At 63.1% G+C, this 15,880-nt stretch carries 15 protein-coding genes; 1 reads left to right on the top strand and 14 read right to left on the bottom strand.

Features of this window, described 5'->3' with window-relative positions; translation table 11 throughout:
* Positions 1-5 precede the first annotated feature (5 nt).
* The 9 genes from HMI59_RS04705 to HMI59_RS04665 form a co-directional block, all read right to left on the bottom strand.
* Positions 6-1,154, bottom strand: coding sequence for a 3-deoxy-7-phosphoheptulonate synthase (locus HMI59_RS04705; protein WP_166187348.1), 1,149 nt, complete (start codon positions 1,152-1,154; stop codon positions 6-8).
* A 220-nt stretch (positions 1,155-1,374) separates the two neighbouring features.
* Positions 1,375-2,382: an acetylxylan esterase gene (locus tag HMI59_RS04700; RefSeq protein ID WP_193592974.1), complete on the bottom strand. Its 1,008-nt coding sequence runs from the start codon at positions 2,380-2,382 to the stop codon at positions 1,375-1,377.
* A 49-nt stretch (positions 2,383-2,431) separates the two neighbouring features.
* Positions 2,432-3,127: a DUF1961 family protein gene (locus tag HMI59_RS04695; protein WP_227471535.1), complete on the bottom strand. Its 696-nt coding sequence runs from the start codon at positions 3,125-3,127 to the stop codon at positions 2,432-2,434.
* Entirely contained in the window at positions 3,124-3,795 is a 672-nt protein-coding gene (locus HMI59_RS04690; RefSeq protein WP_193592973.1) for a rhamnogalacturonan acetylesterase, read from the bottom strand. Before HMI59_RS04690 ends, HMI59_RS04695 begins: the two co-directional genes overlap by 4 nt.
* 54 nt (positions 3,796-3,849) lie before the next feature.
* Positions 3,850-4,722, bottom strand: coding sequence for a carbohydrate ABC transporter permease (locus HMI59_RS04685; RefSeq protein ID WP_021474343.1), 873 nt, complete (start codon positions 4,720-4,722; stop codon positions 3,850-3,852).
* Positions 4,722-5,696, bottom strand: coding sequence for a sugar ABC transporter permease (locus tag HMI59_RS04680; protein WP_166187355.1), 975 nt, complete (start codon positions 5,694-5,696; stop codon positions 4,722-4,724). The genes HMI59_RS04685 and HMI59_RS04680 overlap by 1 nt, the downstream gene beginning before the upstream one ends.
* Entirely contained in the window at positions 5,693-7,225 is a 1,533-nt protein-coding gene (locus tag HMI59_RS04675; protein ID WP_193592972.1) for an extracellular solute-binding protein, read from the bottom strand. Before HMI59_RS04675 ends, HMI59_RS04680 begins: the two co-directional genes overlap by 4 nt.
* Positions 7,215-7,520 (bottom strand): hypothetical protein, encoded by a 306-nt coding sequence (locus HMI59_RS04670; RefSeq protein ID WP_193592971.1) that lies wholly within the window; start codon positions 7,518-7,520, stop codon positions 7,215-7,217. Before HMI59_RS04670 ends, HMI59_RS04675 begins: the two co-directional genes overlap by 11 nt.
* A complete protein-coding gene (locus tag HMI59_RS04665) occupies positions 7,513-8,274 on the bottom strand; it encodes a YesL family protein (protein WP_193592970.1) in 762 nt (253 codons plus the stop codon). Before HMI59_RS04665 ends, HMI59_RS04670 begins: the two co-directional genes overlap by 8 nt.
* A gap of 290 nt (positions 8,275-8,564) precedes the next feature.
* Here HMI59_RS04665 and HMI59_RS04660 point away from each other — a divergent pair, with 290 nt between their 5' ends.
* A complete protein-coding gene (locus tag HMI59_RS04660) occupies positions 8,565-10,589 on the top strand; it encodes a DUF6807 family protein (protein ID WP_193592969.1) in 2,025 nt (674 codons plus the stop codon).
* Here HMI59_RS04660 and HMI59_RS04655 read toward each other — a convergent pair.
* From HMI59_RS04655 to HMI59_RS04635, 5 genes are read right to left on the bottom strand one after another with little or no spacing between them, the layout of a single operon-like run.
* Positions 10,586-11,866, bottom strand: a complete 1,281-nt coding sequence (locus HMI59_RS04655) for an MFS transporter (RefSeq protein ID WP_193592968.1) — start codon at positions 11,864-11,866, stop codon at positions 10,586-10,588. The genes HMI59_RS04660 and HMI59_RS04655 overlap by 4 nt on opposite strands.
* Before the next feature lie 15 nt (positions 11,867-11,881).
* On the bottom strand, positions 11,882-12,499 hold the full coding sequence (locus HMI59_RS04650) for a Poxvirus protein I5 (protein ID WP_370583566.1): 618 nt from the start codon (positions 12,497-12,499) through the stop codon (positions 11,882-11,884).
* 10 nt (positions 12,500-12,509) lie between these two features.
* Positions 12,510-13,430 carry a carbohydrate ABC transporter permease gene (locus HMI59_RS04645; RefSeq protein ID WP_069695902.1) on the bottom strand — a complete coding sequence of 307 codons (921 nt, stop codon included), beginning with the start codon at positions 13,428-13,430 and terminating at the stop codon, positions 12,510-12,512.
* Entirely contained in the window at positions 13,427-14,380 is a 954-nt protein-coding gene (locus tag HMI59_RS04640; RefSeq protein WP_021474333.1) for a carbohydrate ABC transporter permease, read from the bottom strand. Before HMI59_RS04640 ends, HMI59_RS04645 begins: the two co-directional genes overlap by 4 nt.
* A 32-nt stretch (positions 14,381-14,412) precedes the next feature.
* Positions 14,413-15,699 carry an ABC transporter substrate-binding protein gene (locus HMI59_RS04635; RefSeq protein WP_021474332.1) on the bottom strand — a complete coding sequence of 429 codons (1,287 nt, stop codon included), beginning with the start codon at positions 15,697-15,699 and terminating at the stop codon, positions 14,413-14,415.
* Between the last annotated feature and the right edge of the window lie 181 nt (positions 15,700-15,880).

Here is a 15,880-nt window from a genome sequence, read left to right as displayed (position 1 = left end):
CCCGCCTACTCCCCCGACGCCAGCCGACGCTTCCGGGCCGAGGCCGCCAGCTGCTCCAGAACGGAAGCAGTAACGTCCCACTCCATGCAGGCATCCGTGACGCTCTGGCCGTAGACGAGGTCCTGTTCCCCCGCGAGCTGCTTGGCGACGTCCAGGTTCTGCGCTCCGCCAACCAGGAAGCTTTCCAGCATGACGCCGGCGATGGGGGTAGCCGGATCGGATTCCAGCTGGGCGCCGATCTCCAGCGCCACTTCGGCCTGGCGGTGGTGGCTCTTCCCGCTGTTGGCGTGGCTTGCGTCGACGATCAGCCGGGGGTTCAGGCCCTTCGAGGAGAGCTTTTCCGAGGCATGCGCCACGTCATCCTGCGAGTAGTTGGGGCCCTTGCGTCCACCGCGGAGGATCACGTGCGTGTCCGGGTTTCCGGCGGTTGCCACCAAAGCGGCGCGGCCGTCGTCGTCGATTCCCAGGAAGGCCTGTTCGGCGGCAGCGGCGCCGCAAGCGTCGATGGCTACCTGGAGGTCGCCGTCGGTACCGTTCTTGAAGCCGATGGGCATGGACAGTCCGGAGGCGAGCTGGCGGTGGATCTGGCTTTCGGTGGTCCGCGCGCCGATGGCACCCCAGGAAACCAGGTCAGCCATGTACTGCGGGCTGATGGGTTCCAGGAACTCCGTGGCGGTGGGCAACCCCAAGGAAGTGACCTGCTTCAGGAAGCCGCGGGCTGCGCGGAGGCCGGAGGCGATGTCATGGCTGCCGTCCAGGTGGGGATCGTTGATGAGGCCCTTCCACCCGACGGTGGTGCGCGGCTTTTCGAAGTAGGTGCGCATGACGATCAGCAGGTCTTCCTTGTGCTTCTCGGCCTGGCTGACCAGCCGGCGGGCGTATTCGAGGCCTGCCTTGGGGTCATGGATGGAGCAGGGGCCCACGATCACCAGCAGCCGGTCGTCGACGCCGTCCATGACGGCGCGTACTTCGTCGCGGCCACGGTCGACGACGGCAGCCGAGCGGGCGTCCAGCGGCAACTCGGCGATGATGTCCTGGGGTGCCGGAAGGGGCTCGAAGCGGGCCACCCGAAGGTTGGAGGTGGCGGGCTGGGCGGCCTCAAGGGCATCAGCGGGTTGGGCGGCTGCAGCCGTTTCGTGGGCGATGCTGGTCATTTTCTGGGTCCTGTTCCGGTGGCGGAGCGGGCCCCTTTTCAGAACCCGCCGGATATGGCGAAGGGCAGAGAATCATCTCTGCCCTGTTGGCTCTGAAGGAAAGTTGGATGCGTGTCAGTTAGACGCGGGCCCCTCCAGAGCCAACGAAAAATACGCATACCAACGCTTAGTCATAGCCACACCATAACCGCGGCGAATCAGCCCCGGCAAATCGCGTCCGTCATGATGACAAAAGTTTGCGCAGGAACTGCAACTGCTTGATCCAGTGGTGTTCCTGCCCGCCCTCGTGGTTGTTGAAACGGTAGACCTCAATGTCCTTCTCCGGGGTACCGCCGGAAAGGCCGTAGCTGTTGTAGCCGGCAAAAACGGTGGACGGCGGGCAAATGTCATCCATTTGGGCGGCGGAGAAGAGGGCCGGGACGGTGGCGGCCTTCCCCAAGTGCACGCCGTCGAAGTAGTTCAGCACGGCGAGCATGGCCTCGTAGCGGTCCCGGTGCCGGCCCAGGAAGGAGGCGATCTCCGGGTACGGTCCGCGGGGAGTAATGTCGATGGCCCGCGGGAAGTCCTGCAGGAACGGGACGTCGGGCATGGCGGCGATAACGCCGTCGAGCCTTCCCGCTGCCAGCCCCGCGGTGGCCACGGTGATGCCGCCGCCCTGGCTGATGCCCGTCAGCACCACTTTGGAAGGGTCGACGGCGGGATGGCTCTGTGCCGCTTCGACGGCACGGAAGGCGTCAACATAGACACGGCGGAAGTAGTAGTCATCCTGGTGCCGGATACCGCGGGTCATCAGGCCGGCATAGGCCACGTCCCCCGCGGAGGAATGGGGATCCGGGGTATCGCCGGAAACGCCGCCGTAGCCCTGGCCGCGCGAGTCCATGATGAAGTGCGCGTATCCGGCCTGCGCCCAGCGTGTGTTCTGGTTGGCCAGCCCCCGGCCACCCGAGTAGCCGATGAACTCAACCACAACGGGCAGGCGCTGCCCGGGCTGGAGGTGTGCGGGGAGGTGCAGCCAGCCCTTGATCCGGTGGCCGCCGAAGCCGGAGAAGGTGACGTCAAAGGTGTCGATGACGGCGAGGTAGTTGTCGACGGGCTCGAAGGTGGCATCGAGGGAAAATTGGCGCGCTTCCTCAATGGTCCGGTCCCAGAACGGTTGGAGGTCGGCCGGCTGGACGGCGCTGGAGGTGTAGTCGCGGAGCTGTTCGAGGGGAAGGTCGAAAAGAGGCATGGTCCGTTCCAAGGAGAGAGGGGTTGGTGGTAGCGCAGTTGAGGACATCCTACGTCATGGCAGCGTGGTCTCCGTCACTTAGGGGCCCGACCATCAGGTTCCGGTAGGCGGCCCGGAGCGGAGCCATCTGGCGGATCCCGAAGTAGCCTCCACCCAAGGGCACGGCCGCCGGGTCCGACCATGCGAACAAGGGCAAACCGTTGATGGAGAAACGAACCTCCGGCCCGTCCTTGACCACTTCCATGCGGTAGAAGCCATCCGCGTCCTCGGCCGGCGGGAGCGGAGCGGCTCCCTGCGCCACGAGTTCGAATCCGGCGCTCTTCCGGAGGTTGCAGGTGCGGAACGCGCGCTCGGAAGCGTACTTGTGCCGGAAGTAGGAGATATGAAGGGCGTCGATGTCGCCGGAGTGATACTGCGGATAGAACCCGGTGCGCGGAGTGAGGGCCGAGGAAAACAGGTCCTCGCCACCGTGTCCGCGGGCTGCAAAGAACACCATCGCCAAGCCCGGTTCTTCGATCGGCTTGAACTCCCACGTGATGCGGACGTGGTCCGGCAATTCGCGGGGACACCACAGGGTCCAGTGGGCATGGTCGCCGTGGACTTCAGGATCAAGCGCGCCCGAAAGCAGCAGCGCCTGCCCGCCGTCGTCGTCGTATGTTTCCAACTGGACCGGCCCCTCGGCGATCCAATCAGCAACGTCTCCGGGCCCCTTGAGCTGGTTCCCGTAAACGGTAGTGACGCTCAAGCCTGCACCCCAACGCCCAATGACACCGGCAGCCCAAACCCGAGCTTTTCCAATTCGCCCGCCACGTGAGCCGCAATCAACCGCGCGCCCTTCTCATGAAAGTGCGTGTTGTCCTCGAGGCCGCCAGCCCAATGGGCGTGCTCCCCGGGAGCGAAGTGGAAGAACAACTCCTTGGACCCCGCCTCCCCCATTTCCAGGTACAGCGCGCGGGTCCACCGGTTCAGGTCGATGACGTCCAGCCCTAGCTCGGCGCCGAGTTCACGCACGACGGCGGGATACTCACCGAGTGTCTCCTGAAGGGCGCCGCCGTCGAAATGCCGGCGTTCCACGGGGGTACACAAAAGCGGAACCCCGCCCTTGGAACGCACCTCGGCAACCATGCGACGGAGGTTCTCCGCGTAGCCTGTCCGGGCGGCAAGGTGGGCGCGCTTCTGGTCGTTGTGCCCGAACTGGATGAGAACGACGTCGCCTTGGACGCTCTGGTGGAGAAGCTGGTGCCAGAGGCCTTCTTCGCGGAACGACTCCGTGGTGGCGCCGCCCTTGGCGTAGTTGTGCACGGCAGCCCACCAGTAGGTTTCGGGTGCGAGGTGGGCGCCCCAACCGCTCATGGGGTATTCGTAACTTGGGCAGGCCGCCACTGTGGAGTCGCCCGCGAGGAGGATTTTCATGGTTTGTCCTTTGGTGTGAGCCTTGTGAGCCTTGTGAGCCAAGCCTTGTGAGCCTCAGCCCTTCACTGAGCCGATCAGCATTCCCTTGGCGAAGTGCTTCTGGAGGAAGGGATAGAAGATAAGGATGGGCAGGGTGGCCACAACGATCACCGCGAATTTCACGCCTTGCTCGGGCGGGATGTAGGTGGGGTCCACATTGCCGGTACCCAGGAGGTCCGACGCCGCCGTCACTTGCCGGAGGTACATCTGCAGGGTCCACATACTGTTGTCGCTGAGGTACAGCAACGGAGACATGAAGTCGTTCCAGATCCCGACGGCGTAGAACAGGGCAAACGTGGCCAGCACGGGCTTGGACAACGGCAGCAGGATGCGCCAGAGAATTCCAATCTCCGTAGCGCCGTCCATCTTGGCGGACTCCTCCAGTTCTCCGGGTAGCTCCTGGAAGAAGTTCTTGATGATGATCAGGCTGAACGGGTTGATGGCCGCCGGCAGGATCAACGCCCAGTATGTGTTCAGGAGGCCGAGGTCCTTGACCAGAAGGAAGGTAGGGATCATTCCGCCGGAGAAGACCATGGCAAAGACCACCAGGGAAAGGATCAGCTTCCGGCCCCGGAGTCCGCGCTTGGCCAGTGGGTAGGCCATGGTCACCGTCAGCAGGAGCTGGATCAGGGTGCCCACCAGGGTCACGAGCACCGTGGTGAGCAGGGCCTTGGTGAACGCGGGCGTGGAGAAGATGTACTCGTAGGAACCGAGCGTGAACTGTTCAGGCCAGATGAAGAACGGCCGCCTGGTGATTTCCGCTTCGGAGGCGAACGATCCGGCAAGGACGTACACGAACGGCAGCAGGGTGACGATCCCCACCAGCGACAGGAAAACGTAGTTGGCGGCGTCGAAGATCCGCCCGCCTCGGGTGTTGTGAATCTTCATTAGAACAGTCCGCTCTGGTTGAAGCGTTTTGAGAGCCAGTTGGTGCCGAAGATCAGCACGATGCCCACCAGCGACTTGAAAAGCCCCACGGCGGTGCTGTAGCTGTAGGCGCCTTGGGTGATGCCAACAAAGTAGACGTAGGTATCGAAGACATCGGCCACGCTGCGGTTGAGTGCGTTGGTCATGAGGTAGATCTGCTCGAAGCCGGTGTTGAGCATCTGCCCGATGGCCAGGATGAGCATCACGATCACCGTGGACCGGATGCCGGGGAGGGTGATGTGCCACACCCGCCGGAAGCGGCCGGCACCATCGATGATTGCGGCCTCGTACTGGTCCTGGTCAACGGTTGCCAGCGCGGCGAGGAAGATGATGGTTCCCCAGCCGGTGTTCTTCCAGATTTCCTGGAGCACGATCAGCGGCCGGAACCAGTTGGGATCGGAGAGGATGTCCACGTTGGTGCCGAAGAGTCCGTTGACGAACTGGAAGAGCGGGCCGATGTCCAGCGCGAACAACAGGAAACTCAGGGACGCGACGATGGTCCAGGACAGAAAGTGCGGAATGTAGACGAGGGTCTGGACCGTGCGCTTGAGGATGCTGAGCCGGACTTCATTGAGCAGCAGCGCCAGCACGATGGTCAGCGGGAACGCGATGCCCAGGTTGAGGAAGGCAAGGATCAGCGTGTTGCCGAGCAGCCGGGGAAAGTCCGGGTTCGCGAAGAAGTCTTGGAAGTGCTGCGTTCCCACCCAGGGGCTGCCGTTGACGCCGAGGAAAGGAACGTAGTCCTTGAAGGCGATGGACACCCCGTACATGGGTCCGTACCGGAAGATCGCAAAGTACAGGAGCCCGGGGAGCAGGAGCAGGTAGAGCCACTTGTAGTGGGCGAAGTGGACGGCAAAACCGCGCCGCCGCACCGGGGCGGGCGGCTGCGTGGCCGCCCGCTCCGGAGCTTTGGTCTCAACGACGGGCGCTGTCACTTCTTGTTTTCCTGCCAGAGCTTGTTGATTTCTTCCTTGACCTTGTCACCGCCGCTGGTGTTCCACAGCTTGATGGCGTCCTTCAGGCCCTGCTCATCGATCTGGCCGGCGAGGTACTTGATGCGGGCGTCGGCAACGATGTTGTCCAGCTGGGCGCCCTTGGCAACGTAGGTTGGCGAGACGAAGGCGGCAGCCGGGTTGTAGACGGCGCTCTTGAGGTCTTCGGCCATCACGTTCTGGCGGTCTTCGAACACTTTTTGTTCGTACTCGGAGGCCTGCTTGACGTCGTAGAAGTTGTTGCCGGTGACGTTGGTGCCAAGCTGTGAGTAGCTCTTGACGTCGGTGTTGATTTCTTTGCCTTCGGGAGTCTCCGGCGTGATCTTGGCAGCGAGGTTGTCCTGGACCGTGAAGTTGACGCCTTCGATGCCGTTGTTCAACAGCACGGCCGCTTCCTTGCTGTTCATGGTGTCCAGGAACTTCAGGACATTATCCAGCTCAGTTTCCGTGCGGACGCTGGACTTGGGGATGGCCAGGAATCCCGAGTAGCCGTCCGTGGGGTGGGCGTGCAGTTCTCCGTCCGGGCCCTTCAGGCTTCCCACGAAGCCCACTTTGTTCTGGAAGTCAGCAGGGTTGGCTTGCTTGAAAAGGTTGATCAGCACGCTGACCCGGGAGTCGACGTCGACGATGATTCCGCCCTTGCCGTTGAAGAACGGCTCGTTCCACTTGGTGGGATCGAAGGTGGCGAAATCCGGGTTGATGAGTTTCTCGTCCACCATCTTCTTGATGAACCGGTCGGCTTCGAGGAATTCGTCCGTTTCGAAGCTCGGTACCAGCTTGCCGTCCCGTTCCGTCCAGCGGTTGCCTGCGCCAAACCAGGTTTCCATCAGGTCGTAGGGGCTGTTGGTGCCCAGCGATCCCCATTTGGGGATGGTGATTCCGTAGGTGTCGTTCTGGCCGTTGCCGTCCGGATCCTGTTCGGTGAAGGCCTTGGCAACTTTGTAGAGGTCTTCCACCGTTTCAGGAGCCTTCATGCCGACTTTGTCCAGCCAGTCCTGCCGGAACATCACAGCCGCACGGATCGGGTTGCGGGCCCGGAACACCCCGTAAACCTTTCCGTTGACGCTTGCGTTCTGTTGGACTTCAGGGAAGGTGGTCTTGAGGTTGGGGTAATCCTTGAGCTTGTCCGTCAGGTCCCAGAACGCCCCGGCCTCGGCGTTCTTCACGAAGCCCGGGGACTTGCTCTGGACCACCAGCACCTGTGGAATGTCCGAGGAGGCCAGGGTGATGTTCATCTTGTCTTCGTACGAGGCATTCGGTGCCCACGAGATAGTGATGTCCTTGCCGGTCATCTCTTCGAGCTTCTTTTGTACCGCACCATCGGAGGAAGGCGGCTGCGCCTCAAGGAATGGCGCCATGATGCTGATGCTCTTCATGTCGGCGGCTTGGGGCTCACCCCCGCCGCATGCGGTCAGCGCCAGTGCGGCGGAAACAACGACGGCGGCTGCGAGCGTTGATCTTCTACGGTTCATGATGTTCCTTTTCCACTTCTTCGGGGTTGGTGTCCGTCGGGAGTTCCAGGCTTCGGCCGCCGTGAAACCGCTTGATGGTCCACAGCTGCGTACCCGCCAAAATTTGATACGTTTCATTAATGTCGTCGCCAGAGCCGGACAGAGTGTTCAGATCCCCTCCTGGCGACTGGCCGGGGATGGCTTGCCCAGGCGGGACATGCGAGGGAACTACACCCACGGCATCCCAGGAGGCGACATCGAGGGCCCGGTACAAAACGGGCCGCATCACCGGCACATCGGGACCGATGTCACGCAAGGCTGGCCTCCTTGCTTGCCGGCACGGTGGTGGCGGTGGCAGCAAGAGCAGGCCGGGCAGCGGTCACACGTGACGCTGCTCCGGAGGCGGCCGGCGACGCCAGCACCTCAGCGGCACCGTCAGCGGCCGCGCTTCCCTGGGCAACGGCGTCGTCATTGGCCGAGAAGAAGCGGTCGCACAACCAGCCCGTGACGTACAGCCAGGCGCCGACCCCAAAGAACGGAATGAGCCCCGGAACCTGGCGGCACGCGAACGCGGCCGCCGCCGTCATGAAGAGCAGGATGGCCGTCCCGGCCAGGTGGCGCATGGCGAAGCGCGAAGACATGAGGAAGTACTGGGGAATGGTCAGTTCGTAGCGGGCAAACATCGGGAAGAGGTGGCAGAGGGCACCCGCAGCGAACAGGACCAGCAGGAGAACGGCCATGGATGCCACCTGCGATCCAAGGTCCCAGCCGGCCGAAAAGTAGCTCCAGTTCAGGAACAAGGCAACGGCAACCAACAGCACCGGAACGCCCAGCAGATTCCCGTTGAGGAAGTTCTTGAAGTACTCGCGCGCAAATCGCTTCAGCAGCGGCGCCGCGTTTCCTCGAACCCGGTCGCGCACCAGGATGTGCGCAGCCGCTGTGCTTGGACCTACACCCAGCACCACCCCGCCCAGAAGGGTGAAGGTGATCCAGAAAATGTTGAGGCAGGCGATCCAGAGGAGTGTGTCGAAGAAGGTGTAAGCCCGGAATCCGAGTCCGCCAGACGGCATGGAACTCCCCCCTTTCTCCATCGTTGCAGAATTGGCAGCCGCGGGGGCGGCATCACAAAGTAAACGGTTTCAGGCAATCTAGCCGCGTCCCACTATGCCGGTCAAGGGTTTGTTTGAATCGTTACATCTTCTCGGGAGCTTCAGCGCAGCTCCAAGGGCTGCCTGCGGGAAAGCGCTTGCCGCAACTAGTACCAAGGCGATAACCTGAAGGCCCTACCCAACCCCGGACGTGACGATGGCGTCATCCGCCCCTCGTCCAGCCGGCTGTTGTGAAACGCCAGAGGAGACCCATGGGCACGCCGTCAACCGATTCGCCAACCTTGTCCGTGAAGGTGCCCGCCGCCTCCTCCGGAAGTGCCCGGGTTGCACTGGTTGGCGTCCACGGATTCGGCGAACACCACCTGCACAATCTGGCACGGCTCAGCGGCGAAAAACTGGTGGACCTCGTTGCGGTGGCTGACCCCAACCCGCCCGCTGCCGGCACCCTGCCCGGCACAACGGCTGTCTATCCGGAGCTGGACACACTCCTGGCCGCGGACCACAGGCCGGACGTCGTCATTGTTGCCACCCCCATCCAGACCCATGCACCACTTGCCTTGTCCGTGCTGGCTTCCTCGGCCCACCTCTACCTTGAGAAACCTCCCGTTGCTTCCATGAAGGACTTCCTCCACCTGCAGGAGGCTGCCGGGAAAGCCGGCAAGAGTGTCCAGATCGGCTTCCAGAGCCTTGGCTCCCACGCCCTCAAGGCGCTGGAGCAGCTCGCCAAGGGTGAAGCAACCGCAGACCTCCCGTCGATCGGCAGGCTCAAAGGGATATCGGCTACAGGCCGCTGGGTGCGCGACCGGGCCTACTACGCTCGGTCACGATGGGCCGGAAAACGTAGCCTGGATGGCGTGGACGTGGTGGATGGCGTTGCAACCAACCCGTTGGCCCACGCCATTGCCACGGCACTGCGGATCGCCGGGGCCCGCACCGCAGCCGACCTGGAGTCGGTGGATACCGACCTTTACCGGGCCAACGACATTGAAGCGGACGACACCTCCGTGATCCGCATGCGCACCGTCCAGGGGCTGCCGATCACCTGTGCCCTGACGCTCTGCGCTTCAGAATCGGTGGAACCGTACGTCACCCTGCACGGCACTGAAGGAACGGCGGTGTTCCACTACACCGAGGACCGCGTGACCGTCCGCACCGAGGCCGGCGAAACAACACGGGAGTTCGGACGGGACGACCTCACGGAGAATCTCCTGAACCATCTTTCCGAAGGCACGCCGCTTCTGAGCCCACTGGATCACAGCGGCGCCTTCATGAAGGTCCTGGAAGCCATCCGAACAGCTGAACCACCAACCGCCATCCCGTCCGATGAAGTGAACTGGGTGGGAACGGGCCAACAGGCCCACGCGGTACTTCCCGGGATCGAAGAGATCCTGGAACGGGCCACAAAAGCCCACGCCACGTTCTCCGAGCTCGGGGTCTCTTGGGCCTGCCGGGACTCGACCGGCACAGAGCCACTCTTCACAGATTCCCCGGGGGCCTCCCTGCAACGCGGTTCAACGCTCTGGAACGAGCTTTCAGCGCGGCCCTATCTGCACCCGGTCTCCACGCTCGCGGGAACAGTTGTTACCGACCACATGCCCGTGGACCACGTGTGGCATCTCGGTGCCGGGTTCGCACTCCAGGACGTCAACGGCACCAATTTCTGGGGTGGCCGCAGCTACCGTCGCAGCGCCGGCAGGTACGTGGACCTCGAGGACCACGGCCGGATCGCCATCAAGAACATCGATCGAGGACCGGGCAAGACCACGCTGGACCTGCAATGGATCGCCGCGGACGGTTCCACTCTCCTCCGGGAAGAACGGAGCTTTGCACGTACTTCCATTGACCACCGCACGTGGCGACTGGACATCCGGACCGAACTGACCGGCGTCGTTGATTGCTCCTTGGGCAGCCCGGGCTCGCACGGCGCCGCCGGCAGTGGCTACGGCGGCTTCTTCTGGCGGTTGCCCGCCAACGGTTCGGCCCGCGTCTTCTCCTCCACAGCCGAGGGCGAGTCCGCGGTGCACGGTTCGGTGGCGCCGTGGCTGGCGTGGACCGGGGATTTCGACGGCGGCCAGGCGACTCTGGTGTTCGGCGCGCCCGCCGAGTCCCCGGATCCGTGGTTCGTGCGCCTCCACCAATACCCGGCGGTGGGTTCGGCCTTGGCTTGGGATTCACCGGTGGACGTCGCTGCAGGCCAGAGCCTGAGCCGCACCATCACAGTCTGGATCAGCGATGGAACGCTGACGCCAGAGGAGATCGAAGGCTTGGTCGCCTAGGCTCGCGAGCGCCTGCGCAGCAGCACGGCAACCACCACGGCGGAGGCCATCCCCAGTCCGCCCGTGACCACCAGTCCGGTGCGAACGCCGAACTCCTCCGTCAGCCATCCGGCCAGCAAGCCGCCCACGGCATGCCCACCCAGCAGGAGGGGAAAGTACAGTGCCAGCACCCTGCCCCGGACGTGTGATCCTGCCTCCAGCTGCACCGCAGTAGCGGCACTTGTCAGGAACAACAGGGTCATAAAGCCCACCACCACCAGCATCACAACGAATGATTCCTGGGTGGGCATCAGGGCCGCCAGCAACTGGGACAGGCCGAACAGCCCGGCGCTGGCCACGATTCCCTTGCGGCCGAAGCGCTTGATCCGTGTAGCCAGCAACGCCCCCGTCAGCGCTCCCAAGGCGCTGACCGTGTTGAAAAGGCCGAAACCCGCGGGCCCGCTGTGCCACACCCGGTCAGCGAACGCGGCCAGCACCACAGGCCCGTTCATCCCGAACGCACCCATCAGCCCGGCCAGGATCATGGTGAGGAGGAGCGGCGGACGGGCACACACAAAATGGAAACCGGCCAGGATCTGCCCCCGGCCGTTGGTGCGCGGGAGCGGGTTGTGGTTGTCGGCACCGTGGTGCAACTCTGCCGGCCGGATCGCCGCGATCATGGCCAGGACCGCGACCCCAATACCCGCATTGGCCGCAAACGCCGCCGCCGGTCCGGCCTGGGCGATCACGACGCCGGCAAGGGCGGGCCCCAGCATTGCACCGAGCTGTCCTATGGCGCTGTTGAGCCCTATCGCTGCGGGCAGGCCCCGGTCCCCGACTACCTCGTTGACGAAGACCTGCCGTGCGGGCCCGTCGATGGCGCTGGTGACGCCAAGGATGATGCAGCTGGCGTAGACAACGCCGACGTCGGTTCCGCCGGTTGCGCTCCAAGCGGCCAGTCCCGCTGCCAGCACCGTTGCCACCGATTGGCAGGCCAACAGGATCCGGCGTTTGGGAAAGAGATCCACCAGCACGCCGCTGAGCGGACCCACCACCAGCATGGGCAGGAATTGGAGCGCCACGGCCAGCCCCACCGCTGCGGGGCTTCCGGTTAGCTGCAGGACCAGCCAATCCTGCGCGAGCCGTTGCATCCAGACGCCGCCGCTGCCGGCCAGCGTCAGTGCAATGAAGATGCGGTAGTTGTGCTGCCGGAGCGGGTAGTGCCACGTCTCCGGATCAGGAGCGGTTGGAGCAGGACGTCGGGAAGTGGAGCGCTGGGAAAACGGGCGCGGCGGCAAGGCTGGGGTCAGCTCCTATGAGCGGGATCGGATCTTGATGGCGGCTGCAGCGAGGACCAGCGTTCCGGGGACGATCACAAAGAGGGCCTGAAGCATCCACACGAACACCACGGCCATGCCCACCGCAGCAAGCAGCAGCAGCGTGCCCGACCAGTCGCGCAGCATTTCTTCCTTGGCGTTCGCGTACGCGGCTGCCCAGCGGTCCCGGCCTGCAATCTCTTCCCGGCCGCTCCAACCCGCGGCGATCCTCAGCAGCAGGACGGCGCCCACGGCGGCCAGCGCGACTGTCGCCGGCAGGATCAGCGAGCGTCCCGGCAGTTGCCCCACCAGTGCGAGCAGCAGGTTCAGGACAATGACGACGCCGGCTGCCGCCGTCGTGGTCCCGAACTTCCAGCTGCCGGGCAGTGCCAGGCGGAAGTTCCGCCACAGGGTCTTGAGGGAATCGTCCCTGCCGCTGAGGTGCCTCTCGAGGTGCGCGACGCCGGCAGCATAGGCCGCGGGCAACGTCACCAACGGCAGGGACAACAGGAGCACTATGACGCCGGCGAGGATGGCTTCGGAAAAGAGGGCAAAGCGGTTGACCGGGATTCCCGGCTTGTCCGGAGACTGTCCAGTGGTGTCCATGATGCTCATGTGCCTTCTCCTAGCCCTTGAGGCCTTGGGTTGAAACGCCTTCGACGATGTAGCGCTGGAAGATCAGGAAGAACACCAGCACCGGCAGCAGGGCGAGGACCGACATGGCAATCATTGCGCCGTAGTCGGAGGACTGTGTCTGGTCCACGAACAACCGCAAAGCGAGCGGGAGCGGATACTTTTCCGGGGTGTTGAGGTACAGCAGCGGACCCAGGAAGTCGTTCCAGCTCCAGATGAAGGAGAAGATGGACGTGGAAATCAGTGCCGGCTTCATCAGCGGGAGCATGATCGAGCCGAAGATCCGCACATGCCCGGCACCGTCGATGCGCGCTGCTTCGTCCAGTTCAGCAGGCAGGTTCCGCATGAACTGCACCATCAGGAAGACGAAGAAGGCATCGGCTGCGAGGAACTTGCCGATCAGCAACGGCACGTACGTATCCACCAGGCCCAACTGCTGGAACACGATGTACTGCGGAATGATCACCACGTGGAAGGGCAGCAGCAGGGTGGCAATCATCATGCCGAAGAACAAGCCGCGCCCCGGGAAGTTGATCCGGGCGAACGCGTAGGCGGAAACACTGGCGGAGAGGATGGTTCCCACCACCGCCCCGACGGCCAGGACCAACGAGTTGGTGAAGAACGTCAGCGTGCTGACCCCGCCGATCCCGTCCATGGCGGTGATGAAGTTGTCGAAGCTGAAGTTGGCGGACCACAGGGCTGTGTTGCCGCCGCCGATCTCCGAATTGGGCTTGAAGGATGAGGCAATCATCCACAAAGCCGGATACAGCACGATCGCTACCAGCGCCAGGGCAACAACGTGGAAGATGATGCTCTTGACGCGCTTTGCCGTTCCGGATTCCGACTTGGGGTTGTAGGCGGGAGCCGGCGCGGGCGCAGGTGCTGACTGCATGGGAGTTGCCGTTGTTGTCATTTTGAATCACCGCTGTAGTGGACCCACTGCTTGGACGTCTTGAAGAAGATCAGCGTGATCACGCCGACCACGATCACCAGGAGCCAGGCCATCGCCGAGGCGTAGCCCATCCGGAAATCGCTGAAGCCGCGCAGGTAAAGGTAGAGCGTGTAGAAAAGGGTGGAGCCGGCAGGCCCTCCTTCACCGTTGGAGATGATGTAGGCCGAGGCGAAGATCTGGAACGCGTGGATGGTTTCCATCAGCAGGTTGAAGAAGATCACCGGCGACAGCATGGGCCAGGTGATGTTGAAGAACTTCCGCACCGGCCCGGCACCGTCCATGGACGCTGCCTCATAGAGATCCGCCGGGATCTGCTTGAGACCGGCCAGGAAGATGACCATCGGAGCACCGAACTGCCAGACGGTGAGCAGGATCATCATGGGCATCGTCATGGACGGGTTGCCCACCCAGCCGCCCAGGTTGATCCCGAAGAAGGACAACCCCTGATCCACGGGTCCCGAGTCACCGAACATGGCTTTCCAGACGATGGCGATCGAGACCGACGCGCCGATCAGGGAGGGAGCGTAGAACGCTGAACGGTAGAAGCCCTGGCCCTTGCGCTTGCTGTTGAGCAGCATGGCGATCGCCAAAGCGGCTGCGAGCTTCAACGGGGTACCGAAGACCACGTAGCTCAGGGTCACTCCCACCGATTGCAGGAAGCGCTCGTCCTGGAAAAGGGTGGCGTAATTGTCAAAGCCTATCCACTTGGGAGCTTCGAAGAGGTTGTAGTTGGTAAAGGAGAGGTAGAGCGAGGAAATCATGGGCCCTACGGTGAGGGCGATGAATCCGAGCAACCAGGGCAAAAGGAACGTGTAGCCGGCGCGGGCATCCGCGCCGCGCCGCCGCGACTTGCGCGGTTGCGGGGCGGCGGACGTCCGGGGGCGCCTGCTCAGGGTTGGGCTTTGAGTCACGAGTTACGTCCGTTGGTTGGGGAAAGCCTGTATCAGGCGTTCTGCTTGATGAGGTCTTCGGCTTCCTTGAACCACGCGTCTGCGGCACTGTCCACGGTCAGCTTGCCGTAGTTCAGTTCAGAACTGATGCGCTTGAAGGAAGTCTCCAAGGTGCCGAAACCGACGATCGGCGGCTCGGGAGCATCTTTGAGGTACTTCTCGATGGACTTCTCGTAATCCACCACCAGCTTGTCCGTGCCTTCGAACGTGGTGCCGTCGCGCTGGGTCTTCGACGCCGGAACACCGCGGGAGGTCTTGAAGATCTGCCCCACCTCGGGGTCGTTGACCATGAAGTCGATGAAGCGGGCGGCTGCGTCCTTGTACTTGGTCTTCGCGCTGGCAACCATGAGCATGGAGGGCTTGAGGAAGAGCCCCAGGTTGTCCGGATCGTCCGACGGAACAGGAACCAGTTTCAGTTCCTTGGCACCGCTGTCAGCGAGGTATCCGGCCATGAAGTTGTCCCACGTGACCTCGGTTGCCGTGACATTGGAGCCAAAGGGAGACTTCGGCAGCAACTGGGTCACCTTGTCCTCGCCCACAATGGCCCCGGTGCCGCGGAGGTCGGCGGCCAGGTTCCACCACTTCTTGAGGTCGTCCTTGGAGAAGCCCAGTTTGCCTTCATCGGTGAAGGCTTGGATGTTGTTCTGACGCAGCCAGATGTTGAAGTTCCACCACACCCCGGTGTAGTCGGTACCACCGAACAGCGTGCCGTTGCCCTTGGAGCCGACCTCCGTGAGGAAGGCGTTGAATTCCTTGTAGTTCCAGCTTCCGTCCGGTTCCGCGATGCCCAGGGACTTGAGCTTTGCGGGGTCGTAGTAGACGGCGAAGGCGTTGGTGCTGGTGGGGATACCGAAGGTCTTGCCGCGGATCTGCCCGGAGGGAAGAAGGGACTTGTCAAAGGCGTCGGTGTTGATCTTGACCGTACTGAGGTCCAGGAGCTGGTTGCGCTGGCCGTAGTCGCGCAGGTAGGACAAATCCCACTGCATGACATCCGGCAAACCGCCGCCTGCGGCTTCCGTGGCACGCTTTTGCCAGTACCCGTTGAAGTCGGTGAAGTTGCCGTTGACCTTGATGTCCGGGTTCTTGGACTCGAACAGCGCTATGGCTTTGCGGGTGCGCTCTGCACGGTCGTCGTTGCCCCACCACGTATAGGTGATGGTCACCGGATTCTCGGCAGAACCGGTCTGTCCCGCCGACGAAGACTGCCCGCAGGCGGCGAGGAACGCAGCCGATGCCGCGCCCATGGCCACCGTGGTGAGGAAATTCCTTCTGTTGATCATGAGAGCCTCCTTGCTCAGTCGGTGCAAGCCCCATGTGATCCGTCCAACGTGGCAGTGATCTCGCTTACACTCTTTCTGAAACGATACAATAGCCCCAATCGGAGATCTGGGCAAGCGTTTTCCAAGAAGGGTGGTTTTCAGGTTTCCGGCCGCACCATGCCCCGCATATCCCTGCCAGCAC

Origin of the sequence: Paenarthrobacter sp. YJN-5 (assembly GCF_015040095.1) — a bacterium.
GTDB lineage: Bacteria > Actinomycetota > Actinomycetes > Actinomycetales > Micrococcaceae > Arthrobacter > Arthrobacter ureafaciens.
The sequence above is the reverse complement of the archived record's forward strand: the minus strand, read 5'-3'. Positions and strand labels throughout refer to the sequence as shown.